The following is a 17,578-nucleotide window of genomic DNA, read 5'->3' on the forward strand; positions in this document are numbered from 1 at the left end:
TCAGTGCAAGCGCAATATCAGAGATTGCTCGCGAACAAAGCGCTCGACTAGGGTCGTGATCACGGTCGTAACCGGCCGGCGATCCTGCTGCAAAGGCCACCTCATGATTCGTACGCTCATGCTTCTTCTGACGTCGCGGTACACGATCGGACTCATCTCGCTCGTGATCTGTGTCCCGATGTTCATCACTCTGTTCGAAGTCTCCAAGGTACTCTGGGTCAAGCCCGACATGAAGGAGGAGATGGATATCGTCACCGGGATCGGCATCATCATGATCGGCTGGGGTGTCGTTCTGGAAGAACGGAAGACCCTGCGCGAGATCTTCGGTCTGCTGGAAATGCAGGACGAACAGTGGCAGCTGGCGATCGATCACGTCTGTCACAATTACGGCGTCGGCCAGCTCTGCATCGGCCTGATGGCCGAGATCTGCATCGAACTGATCAAGATTCCCAACACCATCATCTACACCGGCGAGGTCGACGACTATCTCGTGGCTGCCGGCCTGGTCTTCGTGGGCGTGGGCGCGCTGCTGCTCGTCCGTCACGTGCTTGTCATGTTCTTCTTCCTGCCGCGCTCGGTCGCGACGGCGCACTGACGCCGGCGGATCAGGGATCGATCAGGACGCCCGGATTCATCATCCCCTTCGGATCGAGCTCGCGCTTGGCGCCGCGCAGCGCCCGGGCGAACAGTTCGGGCCGTTGCTTGTCGTAGAACGGCCGGTGGAAGCGGCCCACCGCATGGTGATGCGTGGTCGTGCCGCCATGCTCCACCGTGGCGGCGGTGCAGGTCGAGAGGATTTCCATGAACTGCGCCAGCGCGTCCTTCTTCGGGTCGAACAGGCCGCCGAAGGTGAAGTACAGACACGGCCCGTCGGGATAGACGTGGGTGAAGCGGCAGGTGACCGTGCCCTCGCGGCCCGTCACCGCCTTGATCGTGTCCCGGGCGATCTTCGTGATCTTCGCGTGGAAGTCGCGGGTGCGCTCCCAGGTCATCGCGGTCTCGAAGGTCGAGGACAGGATGCCGCGGGCCACCGCATGCTCGCCGTAGTGCGGTGCGCGGATGAACTTGTTGCGCCAGGCGCCGGCGGCGCCGGACCGATGGGCGTTCTCGTCGTCGTCGCTCCGGTCGGCGACGCCGCCATGGGCGGCACAGATCTCGAGCGCGCGCTTCATCCAGGCGTCGAGCGGATGGTCGGGCGATTCGAAGGCCAGCACCAGCACGGCCTCCTCGTTGCTCCACGGGATGCCGGGCAGCGCCTCGCGCGCCTCGAGCAGGCGGCAGTTGGCGGGATAGAGGCCGGCCTGCGTGATGTCGCGCACCGCATCGGCGCCCGTATAAAAGTCGCGGAAGCGCACGCTGGCGGAGGCGCGGAAGGTCGGCTTCTTGCGCAGCCGCACCCAGGCCTCGGTGATGATGCCCAGAATGCCCTCGGAGCCGATGAACATCCGGTCCGGGCTGGGGCCGGCGCCGGAGCCGGGCAGGCGGCGCGTTTCCAGCGTGCCCTCGGGCGTCACGACCCGGGTGCTCTCCACGAAATCGTCGATATGGGTGTAGAGCGTGGCGTAGTGGCCGCCCGAGCGCGTGGCGATCCAGCCGCCCAGGGTCGAGCAGCGATAGGCCTGCATGTAGTGGCGCATGGTGAAGGGCGTGTCGCGCAGCGCATCCTCGATCGCCGGCCCGTAGATGCCGCCCTGGATGCGCGCGGCCTGGCTCACCGCATCGACCTCCAGCACCTTGTCCATGTGGCGGGTCGAGATGGTCACGACCTTGTCGAAGGCGGCCGAGGGCTCGATGCCCTTCACCACCGACGAGCCGCCGCCATAGGGGATCGCCTTGGCGCCGATGCGGTCGCACCAGTCGAGGACCTTCACGATGTCCTCTTCGCTTTCCGGGAAGGCCACCGCGTCGGGCGGGTTGGGCACGGAGCGCATGAACATGCGCAGCGTGTCGAAGCCCGCCTTGCCGTAGCTGTGCTCCAGCCTCGTCAGGTGATCGGTGCGCACGATCGGCTGCAGCGCCGACGACACGTCGACGCGGCTGGCGCGCAACGTGATCTCGTCGGCCTTGGGCGGCGGCGTGACGTCGAAACCGGAGAGCCCGTAACGCTGGGCGATCTCCGCTTCCCACGGCCGGATCTCGTCCTGGGTCAGGTCCTCGTCGGCATAACCCCAGGCATAGAACTTCTTCTGCCGCCGCATGTTTCCTCCGGTCGTTTCTTCATTTGTCGTCTTTTCGATTTCTAGACGGCGAAGGCGATTGGCTTCGTCGTCCCCTTGATCTGCGTGCGATGCATGATGCGGCGCGCCGCTTTGTCGAACGGATCGCGGCGATGCATGGTCGAGCGATTGTCCCACATCACGAGATCGCCCAGCTTCCAGACATGCTGGTAGATGAAGCGCGGCTGGGTGACGTGCGCCCACAGCTCTTCGAGGACCGCGTCGGATTCCTCTTTGGTGTAACCCTCGACGAAGGAATTGCGCCGCCGCCCGAGATAGAGCGTGGCGCGGCCATTGACCGGGTGGCGCAGGATCGCCGGATGCCAGGCGCCGGGCGCGACCATCGGATCGTCGGTGGGCGTCACGCCCTTCCGCAGGTAGCCGCCGGAATTATAGGTGCCGTCGTGCTTCACCCTGCGGCCCTCGATCTTCGCGCGCAGGCTGGCGGGCAGGGCGTCGCAGGCCGCCTGCATGCTGGTGAACCAGGTGTTGCCGCCGGTCGGCGGAATTTCCAGCGAGTAGAGCATCGACGCGTCGGGCGGCACGTCGAGATAGCTCATGTCGGTGTGCCAGACCGCCTCGCCGTCGCCCAGGGCGCCGATCGGATCGCCCTTGGTGTCGAGCACGTTCGAGACGACATAGATGTCGGGATAGCCCGGCGGGCTGATGCGGCCGCGTTCCTGGTTGGGCGGCGGGTCGAGTTCGCCGAAGCGGCGGCTGAAGGTCAGCAGATGGTCGTCGCTGAGCTGCTGGCCGCGCAGCAGGATCATCGAATGCGCGTACCAGGCGCGCTCGATGACGGCGAACTCCTCGTCGCTGAAGTTGCGCAGATCGACGCCGAGAATTTCCGCCCCGATCGCGTCGGTCACCGGCCGCACTGTCACGCTCATTTCAAATCGCCTCCGTGTCTCGCGGCGATGATCGGCCGGCCGCGGAACGCGATCAAGCGCCCAGCGCCGGCACCAGCCACTTCAGCAGGGCTGCCACGACCGCGGGCGAGAGCGGCCCGGCGAACCCGGGATCGAGCGGGCCGGTCACCGTCTTCAGATTGTGACTGACCTGCGGGATCACCACGGCTTCGCCCGATACGTTGCGCGACCCGAGCGCGTCGATCAGCGGCTGGACGTCCTCCATCGGCACGACCTGCCGGTCGGCACCGCCCTGCACGAGCAGGCAGGCGGTGCGGCTCCGGGCGAGCACCGTCGCGGGATCGAACGACAGGAGCTTCTGCAGGAACGGCCCGGAATAGAGCGGGAACAGGAGCTGCAACTCGGGTGGAAGGTTGTTGGGCACGCGGCCGGCTTCGAGGATGGCAGCGATGGCGCGATCGGTCGGCAGGCGTAGCGCAGGCGGCGCATTGCGCGCGATCTGCTCCCGCAGGATCACGTCGAGCCGGCGGCCCGGCGTGGCCGCCAGCACCAGCGCGTGCAGCTTCTTCTTCGCCGCGAGGGTCTCGCTGGCGGCCAGCGCCAGCAGCCCGCCTTCGCTGTGGCCCAGCAGGGCGGTGGCATAGGGCTTTATCTCGTCGTGGCGCAGCAGCTCGGCATGCGCGGCCTCGACATCGCCCACGAAATTGTCCCAGGCGAAGAAGGCTTCCTGCTCTTCCAGCGAGCCGCGCGGCCGCGGCGTCGACTGGCCGATGCCGCGCTTGTCGTAGCGCAGCGAGGCGATGCCGTTGCGCGCCAGCAGCTCGGCGATGTCCTTCAAGAGGTCGATGCGATCCGGCGCCAGAGGATTGTTGCCATTGCGATCGGTCGGCCCGCTGCCGGCGACCAGCACGATGCCCGGCACGTACTGGATCTCGCTGAACAGCGGCATCAGCATGGTGCCGGCCAGGCTGACGCCGCCAGTGCCGGCGAACCGCACCGCGCGCTCCTTGGTTTTGCCCCTGGCATACCAGCCGCTTTCCGTCGGCGACCGTTGCGGCGGCTTCTGCGCCCACGCCGCACCGGGCGCGAGCAGAGAAGCGGCCAGCAGGGTGCGACGCCGGATCAACCGGCGTTGTCCGGACTGGGCATGCTGCCCATGGCATGGCTCATGGTGCGGCCGCCGAAGATATGGACATGGAAATGAAACACCAGCTGGCCGCCATTGGGTCCATGGTTGGCGACGATGCGATAGCCTTCCGTATCGAGGCCGAGGTCGTGCGCCACCTTCGACACGGCGCGCCAGAAGCCGACGATCTCCTCGGGCGGCGCCTTGGCGCCGAAATCGGCCTGGCTGACATACTCGCCCTTGGGAATCACCAGCACATGGATGGGCGCCAGCGGCGCGATGTCGTGGAAGGCCAGCGCGAACTGGTCCTCATGGACTTTCTTGCAGGGCAGCTCGCCACGCAGGATGCGGGCGAAGACGTTGCTGCGGTCGTAGGCGGGGACCATTGACTCTGACATGGCGAAACTCCGGAGGCTTGATGCGATGACGCTACGCGGCGAGCGTGTTAATCGCATGGCGCGCATCGTCCTCTAAACGCGACGGGCCACTATAGGGAAGGTTCGACACATGACGGAATTCGAAAAGCGTCTCGCCTGCGTGATCGCCGCCGACGGCTCCATCGCGCGCGGCTACATGATCGACTCGTGCGAGCTGGTGGGCGCCAACCAGTATGTCATCACCTGGAAGGTGCCGCTGCAGAAGGAAGCGAAGACCAACTTCTCCTGCGTGATCGGCAGCACCGAACAGGAAGCGGTGGAACCCGGCTTCTGCACCGTCGGACTGATGGCCGACCCGATGAAGATGAACGTCCATACCTACGATGTCGCCGGCAAGCCGGCGAAACGGCCCTTTCACCTGGCCGTGTTCCGCGACTAGCCGGGTTCGAAGCTGAGCTTCAGCCTTTGAGCAGCCGCGGGCGTCCCGGAGCTTCGGCGGGCTTCGCGTGCCGACGCAGGACGCCGACAAGAACGTCCCGCGCTTCGTCGATCCTGGCGGCGAGATAGGGCGAACCGCCGGTATCGGGATCGGCGCCGCGCATCAGCCGACGATGCGCGGTGTGGATGCTGGCGAGATCGGCGCCTTCGGCAAGGCCGAGAACCTCGAAGGCCTCTTTCATCGACATGCCGCCATTGTCCTCGCCCGCGGCAGGCGCAGATATCTGCGGTTGCGCTGAAGCCATCGGCGTCGCGTGCTTGAGATAGGCTTCGAGCAGCGCGGCGGCGTGTTGCAGTGCGCGCGGATCGGGAGGCGCCGCGTCCTGCCACACCGGCGGCATTTCGAAAGGCTGCGGCTTTCCCCGGAACTGTGCGAACGCAGCCCGCAGCGGAACGAGAATCGCGCGCCATTTCAGGAACGTGGGCACGAGGATCATCGCGGCGCCGAGCAGCATCGCACCGGCGTACTGCTCGCGCATGATCATCGTCACGAGGAGAGGTATCGCCACGACGACGAGCAGCAACGCCATCCATCGCAGCGTGCGCACCATCGTCTTGGGATCGGAATGGAGAAACCAGTCGAGGAACTTCGCCGCCGTGGCCAGCACGGAAAGGCCGAGTACGATGGCGCTGATGATGACGGCGTAATCCATCGAAGAACTCCTTCGCAGAGAGCCTACTCGCAACACTCGACGAAATCAGCGACCTCGACTGCAAATTTACGCATGCGTTTCGCGCGCACTCGTGGTTAGACTTCGCGCACCAAAAAGAGGGGAGACCAGCCGATGACTGAGCCCACCCGAGAAACACCGACCGCCACGGTTTCTCCCGACGCTAGCGTCCCGCCTCTCATCGCCCCACTCGAACAAGGTACGGAAGCGAACCTTCCGACCGCGAAGAATTCGATCGACGAATTTCTCAAGCGCAACGAGGAGGTGCTCGCCAAGGATCGCGAGGAGTTCCAGGCCTATCTCGTCGCCAAGCATGAACAGGCGACGCGCAAGGCCCGCGAAGAGGCGGCCAAGCCCAAGGTCAAGACGAAGGTCAGCCGGCGCACGATGCTGAACGTCGCCGTCGGCACCGCGGCTGCCGCCGAAGTGGCCGTGCTGGGCTACAGCGCGATGAACGGCGGCTCCTCTTCGGACAACGGCATCATCCGCGCGGCCGGCAATGGCGCGCAGCAGTCCCCGATCACCCGTGAAGTCGTCGATTCGCGCGCCGACATCCGGGGCCAGAGCCTCGGCAACTGGGTGGCGCTGCTGCCGACCAAGATGGGCGGCGGCACCTATGCGATCGATCTCAACTCCAATCGCGTGCTGGGCTCGATCTGGTACTGGAACTACGGCGACTACAATCCGATCAGCCATCATCTCTGCGCCTTCCCGAGCTCCGATCCCACGCACGGCTTCGAGTTCGTGAACTCCACGCAGGGCGGCCAGAACTCGCTGATCTATGGCATCCCGACCAACGTGACGGCGGAGAACGCCCCGGGTGGCACCAACATCTACCGCGTGCGCTATGACGGCACGCAGATGCAGATGGTCGAGAACGTGTCGGAGACGACCGGCCTCGGCCTCGGCGTGCACGTCACCGTCAATCCGAAGGATGCACAGTCCTATTTCGTGACCGATGGCCAGAAGGACATCGCCGCCTGCTTCGATCGCACCACCTCGAAGGTGAAGGCCGCGCTCAGGTTCGACTGGACGCCGAACGTGCCCGATCTTCGCGAAGCGTGGATCAAGGGCGGTACGCTCACCATCAAGAAGATCTATCCCGACGAGAAGACCGGCCTCTACAATCTGCGCGGCACCAAGGGCAACAAGATCGACTGGGAAATGGTGCCCATGGGCGAGCTGTTCGTCGAGGAGGGCTCGCTGCCCGGCGAGGCGCCACTGACGCTGACCGGCGCCGACGGTACGGTCTGGCATCCGGAAGGCCGATGGGCCGCGACGGTCGTGCGCCTGTGCGGCGGCATCTGCATCCTCGATCCCGAAAAGAACTTCGAGCCGGCCGCCTTCCTGCAGTTCAACAAGGATTCGCAGGACCAGTACAAGGTCGAGCAGATCGACAAGGACACGTGGCAGGTCGTGTTCGACAAGATCCATTCGCCGGGCCACGAGATCGGTTTCTCGCCCGACGGCAGGTTCCTGGTGATGATGAACAACCTGCGGGAAAACAACTGCTCGATCTTTTCCTGCAGCGATCCCGACCCGACCAAGTGGCGCAAGATCGCGCATGTCGAGGATCCGCTGTGGCGCGGCAAGTATCCCAACCCGTTCCACATGGTCTTCTCGCTGGACAGTTCGAAGCTCTATCTGTCCATCCTGCATCCGTCGCCGGCCTATAGCGGCATCATGGTGATCGACACCAAGACCTGGACCATCCAGAAGGAGATCCAGGGCATCGGTCCCGACCTCCAGACGCCCGCCATCACCTACGACGGCAAGTACGTGCTGACGCCGTTCAGCGGCTTCCAGCGCCAGTCGACCGGCATCGCGGTCATCGATACCTCCACCGACACGCTGATCGGCATCCTGCCGAGCAACGGCGGACATCATGACTGCGTGATCATCCCGACCAAGCTGGAGCACATGAAGCACACGCGCTCCTGTACGCTCTGAGTGGGCACGCTTTGAGGTTGCTCGCCAGCCTCGCGCTGCAGAATCTCGGGCGACGCAAGGCGCGCAGCCTCCTGCTGATCATGGCGGTCGCCGTGGCCAGCGGGGTCGTGTTCACCGGCGCGACCCTGATGCGCAGCATCGACAGCAGCATGGCCGTGGGCTTCACGCGGCTGGGCGCCGACATGATGGCGGTGCCCGAGGGCGCACTGACCAACATCACCGCGGCGCTGCTCACCGTCGAGCCGACCGACCTGGTGCTCGACCAGGACCTGTTCGCCAAGGCCGGGATCGCGAGCGTGAGCCGCGCCGCGCCGCAGAAGATCGCGCGGGTCGAGCATTCGGGAATCGGCAACCATCACGATTCGGTCGACCTCATCGGCTTCGACCCCATGCTGGACTTCACGGTTCGGCCCTGGCTGGTCGAGAAGATCAACCGCGACATGCGACCCGGCGACGTCATCCTGGGCGCCGGCCGCGACGCCGCACTCGGATCGGAACTGCTGATCTTCGGCAAGCCGCACACCGTCTACGGCCGGCTGGGCAAGACCGGCGTCGGCACGCACGAGCGCGGCGTCTTCATGACCTTCGACACGCTCGAAGCCCTCGCCGGTTCGGTACACGCCCATGGCGGCGGTCCGCCCGCCGTGCTGCAGAAGGGCAAGGTGAGCGGCTTCCTCGTCGAACTGGCGCCGGGGGCCACACCCTTGCAGGCGCGCTTCGCCATCCTCTCGACCCTGAAAGGCGTCAAGGTCGTGAGCGGCGATTCGACCATGAGCGGCATCCGCCAGGGGCTGGCCGCGCTGCTGAACGGCATCCTGGCGCTGACGGTGCTGATGTTCGCCAGCACCGCCCTCATGGTCAGCGTTCTGTTCTCGGCGATCGTCACCGAACGGCGCGGCGAGCTCGGTCTCCTCAAGGCGATCGGCGCGCGGCGCGGCCAGATCGTCGGCATGATGGTCATCGAAGCCGTCATCGCCACCGGCGCCGGCGGCGTGCTGGGTGTCGCGCTGGGCGTGCTGGTGATGCGCCTCTACGAGCGGTCGCTGGTCTACTACCTCGAGAATATCGGCGTGCCCTTCGTCTGGCTCGATGGGCCGCGCATCGTGATCGTCGCGGCCGCGGCGGTGGTGATGGCCTCGATCATCGGCGCGCTGGGCTCGCTCTATCCCGCCTGGCGTGCCAGCCGGCGGGATCCCTACGATCTCGTGCGCGGGGAGGGCTAGGCGATGCTCACCTGCCGCGGCCTGCGCAAGGACTACGTCACCGAACGCGGCGAGGTGGTGGCCGTGGCCGGCATCGATCTCGAGATCGCGGCCGGTCGCTACGCCGCGATCATCGGTCGGTCCGGGTCGGGCAAGTCGTCCCTGATGGCGATGATCGGCGGTCTCAGTCGGCCCTCGCAGGGGCAGGTGACGGTCGACGGCACCGATATCTGGAGCCTGTCGGAGAATGCGCTGGCGGCTTTCCGCAACAAGCGCATCGGCTACGTCTTCCAGTTCGCCAGCCTGCTGCCCACGCTGCGCCTGGTCGACAATGTCGCCCTGCCGGCGATGCTGGGCGGTGGCGGCAAGTCGTCTGCGACCTACGCAAGGGCGGCGGCGCTGCTCGGCCAGATGGGCCTGGGCGACCATCTCGACGCCTATCCATCGGAAGTCTCGGCCGGCGAGCAGCGCCGGGCGGTGATCGCCCGCGCGCTCATCAACGAGCCGGCACTGATCCTGGCCGACGAGCCGACCTCGGACCTCGACGAGCAGACCGAGATCGAGATCATGGACGAGCTGCTGGCGGTCAATCGCGAGCGCGGCACGACCCTGATCCTGGTCACGCACAATCTGGCGCTGGCGGAGCAGGCCGAGCAGATCGTGCACATCGCCCATGGCGCGATCGTGCCATGAGCGAGGCTCCCACCGATCCCGGGCCGCCCCGGCCGGACAAGGACGCGCTGATCGCCGATCTGCGCCGCCAGCTCGGCGCGGCGCAGTCCGAGATCCGCGTCCTGCGCCGGCGCCTGGGGACCGCCGCCCCGGCCGAGATTGCGCCGGCGCAGGGCGGCCTTCTGAACGAGCTGCGCGAGGCCGCGCCGCGCAAGGTCGAGGCGCCGGCCAGTGTTGCCGTCAAGCTCGGCCGGCGGTTCGATCTCTGGCGGTCGCCGATACTCGTCGGTCTGGTCATGCTGCTGCTGACGGGCTTCGCGATCGATGCCGGCGTCGGCCTGTATCAGGCGAGGGCGCTGCGCGAGGCAAGGCAGGCCAGGCTGCTGCTCGAAAATACCGCGACGCGCTCGCTCTATGTCGAGCTGAAGGGGATCTCCTACGAACCCGACGGCAAGTCCTATCGCATGACCCTCTCCCTGCAGAATGTCAGCCCGACGGGACCGCTCTACGTCATGCTGAACGCCGTGGCGATCTACGTGCAGGCCGGCATGGTCTGGCAGCAGGTGCCGTCACGTCCGGCCGAAGGCGTGAGCTGGGGAGTGGTGAAGCTGGTGGACGGCTACACGTTCGACGTCCTCTTCACGCCGGACGTGGCCAACTGGGCCGAATTGATCCCGGGCTACATGCATGTCCGCATCCAGTCGGACCTGCTGGTCAGCGAGAAGGCCCAGCCGGGCAACGATGTCGTCGAACGCCGCACGCCCTACTACGTCTACCTGAAGCCGCACGGCGCCAACGACGAGGACATCAAGGCGCGCAGCAAATCGACCCGCACGCCCCCGATCTTCATCCCGATGCCGCCGCATTGAGGCGGTGCGGCCGAGGCCGATGGCTTAGGTCCGCTTCCGGCTAGCCTTCTCGGCGATACCGGACAGGCCCTCGCGGCGGGCGAGTTCGTCCCACACCGACTTGGGCTTCACGCCCACCGCGGCCCACAAAGTGAGCAGGTGGTAGAGCATGTCGGCGCTCTCGGCGACGAGTTTGGGCTTGTCGCCCTGGATGCCCTCGATCAGCGCCTCGACCGCTTCCTCGCCGAGCTTCTTGGCGATCTGCTGGCGGCCGCGGCTGAACAGGCGCGCGGTGTAGGAGGTTTCGGGATCGGCGCCCTTGCGACTGTCGATGACGAGATAAAGACGGTCGAGCACGTGCTCGTCGATCGTCACGATGTTCGGCCGTTGAGCCTTCTTGGGTTTCTTCTTTTTCGCCATCCGGGAACTCCGTCGCCTCGGGGGACAGGCGATCGAACACTTGAACGCGCCTCTTGTGCGGGCGTCCGGAACATTACGCGAAAACTACGCGGCGCGCGAGACTTGTCGCACCGGAACGCCTGCGCGCGCGAGATGTTCCTTCGCCTCTGCGATGGTGAATTCGCCGAAGTGGAAGATGGAGGCGGCCAGCACCGCCGAGGCGCCGCCCTTCGTGACGCCATCGACGAAGTGATCGAGCGTGCCGACGCCGCCCGAGGCCACGACCGGCACCGGTACGGCATCCGAGACCGCGCGCGTCAGTTCGAGATCGAAGCCCGACTTGGTGCCGTCACGATCCATCGAGGTGAGCAGGATCTCGCCCGCGCCCGACTCGGCCATGCGCCGCGCCCACGCGACGGCATCGAGGCCGGTGCCCTTGCGGCCGCCATGGGTGAAGACTTCCCACTTGCCGGGGCCGCTGCTGCGCGCGTCGATCGCCACGACGATGCACTGGTCGCCGTACTTCTCGGCCGCTTCGCGCACGAACTCCGGCCGCGCCACCGCGGCCGAATTGATCGAGACCTTGTCGGCGCCGGCCAGCAGCAGGCGGCGGATATCCTCGACCTGGCGCACGCCGCCACCCACCGTCAGCGGCATGAAGCACTGTTCCGCCGTGCGTCCGACGACGTCCAGGATGGTGTCGCGGTTCTCGTGGCTGGCGGTGATGTCGAGGAAGGTGAGCTCGTCGGCGCCGGCAGCGTCATAGATGCGGGCCTGTTCGACCGGGTCGCCGGCATCGCGCAGGCCCACGAACTGCACGCCCTTCACGACCCTGCCGTCCTTCACGTCGAGACAGGGGATGATTCGGACCTTCAGCATGGCGCCGCTACTCGCCCTTCAGAACCTGGATGGCGTCGGGCACCGTCACGCGACCGTCATAGAGCGCGCGGCCGACGATGGCGCCGATGATGCCGAACTCCTCGGTCGGGCGCAGTTCGCGCAAATCGTCGAGCGAGCTGACGCCGCCCGAGGCGATCACCGGCGTCGTGAGATGCTGGGCCAGGGTGACCGTGGCGTCGACGTTGACGCCGCCCATGGCGCCGTCCCGGTCGATGTCGGTGTAGATGATGGCGGCGACGCCAGCATCCTCGAACCGCAGGGCGAGATCCAGCGCCCGCACCGTGCTCTGCTTGGTCCAGCCATCGACCGCGACCATGCCCTCGCGGGCATCGATGCCGACGGCGATACGGCCCGGCCACTGCTTGCAGGCGGCCTTCACCAGGCCCGGCTCCTTGACCGCGATGGTGCCCAGGATGATCCGCTTCACCCCGGCATCGAACCACTGCGAGATGCTCTCGATGGTGCGGATACCGCCGCCCAGCTGGGTCGGCACCTCGACGTCCTTCAGGATGCTCTCGACCGCCGCGCGGTTGACCGGATGGCCCTCGACCGCGCCATTGAGGTCGACCAGATGCAGCCACTCGCAGCCGGCATTGGCAAAGGCCTTGGCCTGGGCGGCCGGGCTGTCGTTGAACACGGTGGCACGCTGCATGTCGCCGCGGAGAAGGCGCACGCACTTGCCGTCCTTGAGGTCGATCGCGGGGAAAAGGATCATGGCGGCGCGGCTTTAGCGCGTTGCGGGCAGGGACGCCACCCCGGCCTGCTCGCTGGGACGATCCGCGCCGTCAGCCCCGGCCGATGCCCAGGATCCCGCCGATCAGGCGGCCGATATGGAACTTCGTCCAGATGTCGGCCGCGGCGAAGCTGGGACGGGCCTGCAGGGCGGTCCAATAGCGCGCCAGCGCCGGTCGCTTCGGAATTTCCGCCCCGAGACCGGCGAACTCCATGCGCCCGAGGAACACGGTCCAGACGACGTCCGCCACGCCGTATGCGGGCGGAACCAAGACCGGGCGGCCATCGCGCAGCGTCTGCTCGAGCCGGTCCATGAAGCCGATGGCCTCGGTGCGCCGCTGCTGCGAAAGCGCCACGACGGCGTCCGGCTCGAAGGCTTCGACCCGCTCGGCAAAGACCGCGGCGCGCGCCTGGTAGACGGAAGCGAGATCGGGATTTCGGGCGGCCTGCGCGAGGAGCTGGCGGCGGATCGATTCAAGCCGCTTCGGGATCAGAATCCGGGCCAGGGGATTGCGGGCGAGAATGCCGCCGAACGTCAGTTCCTCGATCGGATAGGCATAGTGAAGGTCGAGCCAGGCTCTCGTCTCGGGGTCGGTCGCGGCGCCGAGTGCATATTCGGCGATGTCGCGACTCTCGGTCAGGACGCGGTCGGCGAGCACCAGCGTCGGCACGGTCATGCCGGGATTGAGCCGCACGTAGTCCGGCTGCTGCTGGCCCAGCCGGAAATGGATGTCGACGAAGAGGCGCTCATAGGCGATGCCGCCTTCGGCGAGCGCGAGGCGGGCGATCATCGAATAGTAGGACGACGGCGTCTGATAGAGGCGAGGTCTCGCTCCGGAGAGCTTTGCGAACTCTGTCATGACCGTCCATCGGGATGAGGAAACGGCGAACTGTGCAGGATGCCTGCGGTGCGGACAACCGGCTGGCGATGCTTCGCGGCTCGACGGACCTTAGCCGCCCAAGCTAGTCTTTCTGTCATGACCCGTTACACACCCGATCTTCTCGCCGACGACCTGGCCGATCTCACCGTCATTCGTCGCGACATCCACCGCCATCCCGAAACCGCGTTCGAGGAGGAGCGGACCGCCCAGATCGTGGCCGACAAGCTCACCTCGTGGGGAATCAAGGTGCATCGCGGCCTCGCCACGACCGGCGTCGTCGGCACCCTGAAGGGCAACCGGCCGGGCCAGAAGACGATCGGGCTGCGCGCCGACATGGATGCGCTGCACCTGCAGGAGAAGAACGACTTCGATTACGCCTCGGCGATCCCGAACAAGATGCATGCCTGCGGCCATGACGGGCACACGACGATGCTGCTCGGTGCGGCCAAGCGGCTCGCGGCGGCGCCCGATTTCGCCGGCACGGTGCATTTCATCTTCCAGCCGGCCGAGGAAGGTCTCGGCGGCGCGCGGGTGATGATCGAGGAAGGCCTGTTCGAGAAGTTTCCCTGTGACGTGGTCTACGGCATGCACAACATGCCGGGCTTCCCGGTCGGCCACTTCGCCATCCGCACCGGCGCGATGCTGGCCTCGTCCGACAGCTGGGAAGTGGTGTTCAAGGGCACCGGCGGCCACGGTGCGATGCCCGATCGCGGCACCGATCCCACCTTCGCGGCGGCGCAGTTCATCGTCGCGGTGCAGGGCATCGTCGGCCGCAACGTGCCTTCGAGCCAGGCTGCGGTGCTGAGCGTCGGCCATATTGCGGCCGGCACGCCCGGTTCGCCCAACGTCATTCCGTCGGAAGTGCTGATCCGCGGCACCGCCCGCAGCTTCTCGGCCGACGTGCGCAACCTGCTGGAGCGGCGGCTGGCCGAGGTCGCGTCGGGCATCGCCCAGGCGGGCGGCTGCGAGGCGATCTCCAAGTATCACCGTCGCTATCCGGCGCTGGTCAATGCCGCCGAACAGACCTCGGTCGCCGTGGAAGCCGCAGCCCTGACGGTCGGCCGCGAGCATGTCGAGGCCAACACGTCACCGCTGGCGGGCGCCGAGGACTTCGCCTTCATGCTGGAGAAGAAGCCGGGCGCCTACATCATGATCGGCAATGGCGGAGCGGGCGAGGGCGGCTGCCAGAACGTGCATTCGCCGCTCTACGACTTCAACGACCAGATCCTGACGACCGGCGCGGCTTACTGGATGAACCTCGTCCAGCTCGAGCTGGGCGACGCAGCGTAGTCCGGATCAGCCGTGGTGGTCGAAAGACCACCCGGCATCGGTCTGGTCCCAGCTCACCCCGTCTTGGATATGCACGACCAGCTGGGTGTCGGCGCCGAAGTCGTAGACCGGAGCGCTCTCGTGCATCGCCCCGGTGTCGTCGCTCGCGGGCAGCATCACGCCGTCGGACAGGTCGCTGAGGACCACCAACGGGTCCTCGCCCATCAAGGGCAGCGAATCGGCAGCGGCACCCGGGAGACCGTCGACGAAGATCTCGCCAGGCTCGCCGAACAGCCGGTCGAGCGGCGCCCCGTACGATACCGTTTCGGCACCGGCGTCAGCCCAGCGCGAGGCTGGGATGGCGTAGATCGGCAGATCGCTGCGGTCGAATTCGACGAGATCGGTGCCGACGACGAAAATCGGGTCGGCCGAGCTGTCGGAAGTATCCGAATGGCCCATGGAAAAGTCTTTCGTACTTAAGAATTCAAATAATGCTTCAAATCTAGCAAACAAGCTGTTGAGAATAAAGCGAGAACGTTCGAAACAGGAAAATCTTCGCTGATTGCAGAGCCTTGGGTTAACGGCGCGAGTGGCCTAGGGTGCCGCCGATTTTGAATCATCCGCGTTTTTGGGGAAGTCGATGAACGGAGCTGAAAGTCTGGTCCGCACCTTGGTCAAGGGCGGTGTCGAGGTCTGTTTCGCCAACCCTGGCACCTCGGAGATGCACTTCGTGGGCGCGCTCGACCGGGTCGAGGGCATGCGCTGCGTGCTGGGCCTGTTCGAAGGCGTCTGCTCCGGCGCGGCCGACGGCTATTACCGCATGACCGACAAGCCGGCCTCGACCCTGCTGCATCTCGGTCCGGGTCTCGCCAACGCAGCGGCCAACCTGCACAACGCCAAGAAGGCGGGCTCGGGCGTGGTCAACATCGTGGGCGAGCACGCGCTCTATCACATCAAGTACGACACGCCGCTGACCGCCGACATCGAAGGCATCGCGCGTCCCTTCTCGCACTGGGTCAAGACCTCGCCGACCTCCAAGACGGTGGCCGGCGATGGCGCACTGGCCATCCAGGCCGCCAACGTGGCGCCGGGCCAGATCGCGACTCTGATCCTGCCGGCCGACACCGCCTGGGGCGAAGCCGATGGCCCGGCCGAGACGCCCGCCGCCCCGGCGCCGGAAAAGCCCTCCCAGGAGACGATCGTGGCCGCCGCGAAGGCGCTCAAGATGCCGGGCGCCATGCTGTTCATCGGCGGCCGCGCGCTGCGTGCCCGCGGCCTCGAACTGGCCGGCAAGATCGCCGCCAAGACGGGCTGCAAGGTCCAGGGCGCCGGCGGTACCGCGCGCATCGAGCGTGGCGCCGGCCGTATTCCGGTCCTGCGCCTGCACTTCGTGGTCGAGAACGCGCTGGCCCAGCTCAAGGGCACCAAGCAGATGGTGCTGTGCGGCGCCAAGGCGCCGTTCGCCTTCTTCGCCTATCCCGGCAAGCCGTCGGTCCTGTCGCCGGACGATTGCGAGATCTCGACGCTCTGCCCGGTCGAGGGCGATCCGATCGGCTCGCTCGAGGCGCTGGCGATGGAGCTCGACGCCATGAACGTGAAGCCGGAGGGCATCGCCCAGCCGAGCCGGCCGGAGCGTCCGACCGGCAAGTTCACGCTCGACGGTCTCGGCCAGGCGCTCGGCGCGACGATGCCGGAAGGCGCCATCGTGGTCGACGAATCGGTCACCACGGGCCGCGGCTTCTTCCCGTTCAGCGCTGGCGCCCCGCCGCACGACTGGCTGAACAACATGGGCGGCTCGATCGGCTTCGGCGGTCCGGTTGCCGTCGGCGCGGCCGTGGCCTGCCCGGACCGCAAGGTCATCTGCATGATCGGCGACGGTTCGGCGATGTACACGATCCAGTCGCTGTGGACGATGGCGCGCGAGAATCTCGACGTCTGCGTCATGATCTTCTCGAACCGCTCCTACAACATCCTGTACAGCCAGCTGGCCGATGTCGGCGCCGCCAACCCCGGCCCGCGCGCCATCGACATGCTGACCCTCGACCGGCCGACCCTGCAGTTCACCGATCTGGCGAAGGGCATGGGCGTGGCGAGCGGCAAGGCGACCAACCTGGACGAGCTCACCAAGCAGCTCACCTACGCCATGGCGCACAAGGGTCCGTACCTCATCGACGTGATCATGTAGGGATCGCCCCGGAAGCATCATGGAAGAAGCCCGCCGACGCACGCTGCATGGCCGTCGACGGGGCAAGAAACTGCGGGTCGGGCAGCAGTCGCTGCTCGACACGCTGCTGCCTCGCCTCGCCGTCGCCCTGCCCGCCGAACCCATCGTCACCCCCGACAACGAGGTCGCCGAGAGCGCCGCGAAGATCGATCTCGCGCAAGCGTTCGGGGGCACGCTGCCGGCCGATGGCGTGTGGCTGGAAGTGGGGTTCGGCGCCGGCGAGCATCTCGTCTGGCAGGCCGAACATCATCCATCGGTCGGCCTGATCGGCTGCGAGCCCTATATCAACGGCGTCGCCAAGTGCCTGGCGCATATCGAGCGGACCGGCGTGTCCAACGTTCGGCTCTTCACCGACGATGCCCGCTTCGTGATGCAGGCACTGCCGCCGCAGTCCCTGTCGCGCGCCTTCGTGCTGTTTCCCGACCCGTGGCCCAAAACCCGCCACCACAAGCGCCGCTTCGTGCAGCGCTCCAACCTCGACGTGCTCGCCCGCCTGATGAAGCCCGGCGCCGAGCTGCGGCTCGCGACCGACGATCCGAGCTACCTGCCGTGGATGGTCGAGCATGCCTGTCGCCATCCCGCCTTCGAATGGCTGGCCGAAAGCCCAGCGGATTGGCGCGGCCGTCCCGCCGACTGGCCCGGCACCCGCTACGAACAGAAAATGCTGGCCGGCCACAAGCCGGTCTTTCTGCGGCTGAGACGGCGTTAGCGACCCCGCTCTGACCCCTCCGCCCCTGCGGGGCA

General features: G+C 66.6%; 19 protein-coding genes. 9 read left to right on the plus strand and 10 right to left on the minus strand.

Translation table 11 applies throughout. The features are described from left to right. Positions 1-118: 118 nt before the first annotated feature. The gene (locus ACO07I_RS16445; protein ID WP_422009456.1) at positions 119-595 is read left to right on the plus strand and encodes a hypothetical protein; all 477 of its coding nucleotides are present in this window, start codon (positions 119-121) and stop codon (positions 593-595) included. Between the two features lie 10 nt (positions 596-605). On the opposite strand, the gene ACO07I_RS16450 is transcribed toward ACO07I_RS16445, so the two are convergent. The 4 genes from ACO07I_RS16450 to ACO07I_RS16465 are packed head-to-tail and all read right to left on the minus strand — an operon-like array spanning position 606 to position 4,609. Continuing rightward, positions 606-2,198, minus strand: a complete 1,593-nt coding sequence (locus tag ACO07I_RS16450; RefSeq protein ID WP_422009457.1) for an FAD-binding oxidoreductase — start codon at positions 2,196-2,198, stop codon at positions 606-608. A 41-nt stretch (positions 2,199-2,239) separates the two neighbouring features. Beyond that, positions 2,240-3,106, minus strand: a complete 867-nt coding sequence (locus ACO07I_RS16455) for a TauD/TfdA dioxygenase family protein (RefSeq protein ID WP_422009459.1) — start codon at positions 3,104-3,106, stop codon at positions 2,240-2,242. Between the two features lie 52 nt (positions 3,107-3,158). Next, positions 3,159-4,211 (minus strand): alpha/beta hydrolase, encoded by a 1,053-nt coding sequence (locus ACO07I_RS16460; protein ID WP_422009461.1) that lies wholly within the window; start codon positions 4,209-4,211, stop codon positions 3,159-3,161. Then, complete coding sequence (locus tag ACO07I_RS16465; RefSeq protein WP_422009463.1) at positions 4,208-4,609, minus strand: histidine triad nucleotide-binding protein; 402 nt, start codon at positions 4,607-4,609, stop codon at positions 4,208-4,210. Before ACO07I_RS16465 ends, ACO07I_RS16460 begins: the two co-directional genes overlap by 4 nt. A gap of 109 nt (positions 4,610-4,718) precedes the next feature. Between ACO07I_RS16465 and ACO07I_RS16470 the strand changes: the two genes are divergently transcribed. Then, the gene (locus ACO07I_RS16470) at positions 4,719-5,027 is read left to right on the plus strand and encodes a hypothetical protein (protein ID WP_422009464.1); all 309 of its coding nucleotides are present in this window, start codon (positions 4,719-4,721) and stop codon (positions 5,025-5,027) included. Between the two features lie 19 nt (positions 5,028-5,046). Here ACO07I_RS16470 and ACO07I_RS16475 read toward each other — a convergent pair whose 3' ends face one another. Beyond that, positions 5,047-5,739 (minus strand): hypothetical protein, encoded by a 693-nt coding sequence (locus ACO07I_RS16475; protein ID WP_422009465.1) that lies wholly within the window; start codon positions 5,737-5,739, stop codon positions 5,047-5,049. A gap of 132 nt (positions 5,740-5,871) precedes the next feature. Between ACO07I_RS16475 and ACO07I_RS16480 the strand changes: the two genes are divergently transcribed. From ACO07I_RS16480 to ACO07I_RS16495, 4 genes are read left to right on the plus strand one after another with little or no spacing between them, the layout of a single operon-like run. Beyond that, positions 5,872-7,707 (plus strand): YncE family protein, encoded by a 1,836-nt coding sequence (locus ACO07I_RS16480; protein ID WP_422009466.1) that lies wholly within the window; start codon positions 5,872-5,874, stop codon positions 7,705-7,707. A 17-nt stretch (positions 7,708-7,724) separates the two neighbouring features. After that, complete coding sequence (locus tag ACO07I_RS16485; RefSeq protein WP_422009467.1) at positions 7,725-8,930, plus strand: ABC transporter permease; 1,206 nt, start codon at positions 7,725-7,727, stop codon at positions 8,928-8,930. A 3-nt stretch (positions 8,931-8,933) separates the two neighbouring features. Beyond that, on the plus strand, positions 8,934-9,602 hold the full coding sequence (locus ACO07I_RS16490) for an ABC transporter ATP-binding protein (protein WP_422009468.1): 669 nt from the start codon (positions 8,934-8,936) through the stop codon (positions 9,600-9,602). Beyond that, positions 9,599-10,450 (plus strand): hypothetical protein, encoded by an 852-nt coding sequence (locus ACO07I_RS16495; RefSeq protein ID WP_422009469.1) that lies wholly within the window; start codon positions 9,599-9,601, stop codon positions 10,448-10,450. Before ACO07I_RS16490 ends, ACO07I_RS16495 begins: the two co-directional genes overlap by 4 nt. A 24-nt stretch (positions 10,451-10,474) precedes the next feature. Here the strand turns inward: ACO07I_RS16495 and ACO07I_RS16500 are convergent, their stop codons facing one another. The 4 genes from ACO07I_RS16500 to ACO07I_RS16515 form a co-directional block, all read right to left on the minus strand. Then, positions 10,475-10,849 (minus strand): phosphoribosyl-ATP diphosphatase, encoded by a 375-nt coding sequence (locus ACO07I_RS16500; RefSeq protein ID WP_422009470.1) that lies wholly within the window; start codon positions 10,847-10,849, stop codon positions 10,475-10,477. 84 nt (positions 10,850-10,933) lie between these two features. After that, on the minus strand, positions 10,934-11,707 hold the full coding sequence (gene hisF, locus ACO07I_RS16505) for an imidazole glycerol phosphate synthase subunit HisF (RefSeq protein WP_422009471.1): 774 nt from the start codon (positions 11,705-11,707) through the stop codon (positions 10,934-10,936). A 7-nt stretch (positions 11,708-11,714) separates the two neighbouring features. Next, the gene (gene hisA / locus ACO07I_RS16510) at positions 11,715-12,443 is read right to left on the minus strand and encodes a 1-(5-phosphoribosyl)-5-[(5-phosphoribosylamino)methylideneamino]imidazole-4-carboxamide isomerase (protein ID WP_422009472.1); all 729 of its coding nucleotides are present in this window, start codon (positions 12,441-12,443) and stop codon (positions 11,715-11,717) included. A 70-nt stretch (positions 12,444-12,513) separates the two neighbouring features. After that, positions 12,514-13,320 carry a glutathione S-transferase family protein gene (locus ACO07I_RS16515; RefSeq protein ID WP_422009473.1) on the minus strand — a complete coding sequence of 269 codons (807 nt, stop codon included), beginning with the start codon at positions 13,318-13,320 and terminating at the stop codon, positions 12,514-12,516. A gap of 117 nt (positions 13,321-13,437) precedes the next feature. Here ACO07I_RS16515 and ACO07I_RS16520 point away from each other — a divergent pair, with 117 nt between their 5' ends. Continuing rightward, a complete protein-coding gene (locus ACO07I_RS16520) occupies positions 13,438-14,631 on the plus strand; it encodes a M20 aminoacylase family protein (RefSeq protein WP_422009474.1) in 1,194 nt (397 codons plus the stop codon). 6 nt (positions 14,632-14,637) lie between these two features. Here ACO07I_RS16520 and ACO07I_RS16525 read toward each other — a convergent pair whose 3' ends face one another. Further along, positions 14,638-15,069, minus strand: a complete 432-nt coding sequence (locus ACO07I_RS16525) for a hypothetical protein (protein WP_422009475.1) — start codon at positions 15,067-15,069, stop codon at positions 14,638-14,640. A gap of 181 nt (positions 15,070-15,250) precedes the next feature. On the opposite strand from ACO07I_RS16525, the gene ACO07I_RS16530 reads away from it, so the two are divergent. Together ACO07I_RS16530 and trmB are read left to right on the plus strand one after the other, a co-directional pair. After that, positions 15,251-16,795 (plus strand): acetolactate synthase large subunit, encoded by a 1,545-nt coding sequence (locus ACO07I_RS16530; RefSeq protein ID WP_422009476.1) that lies wholly within the window; start codon positions 15,251-15,253, stop codon positions 16,793-16,795. 19 nt (positions 16,796-16,814) lie between these two features. Next, on the plus strand, positions 16,815-17,543 hold the full coding sequence (trmB, locus tag ACO07I_RS16535) for a tRNA (guanosine(46)-N7)-methyltransferase TrmB (RefSeq protein ID WP_422009477.1): 729 nt from the start codon (positions 16,815-16,817) through the stop codon (positions 17,541-17,543). Positions 17,544-17,578: the final 35 nt, after the last annotated feature.

It is taken from the genome of Reyranella sp. (genome assembly GCF_965227665.1).
Classification (GTDB): Bacteria; Pseudomonadota; Alphaproteobacteria; order Reyranellales; family Reyranellaceae; genus Reyranella.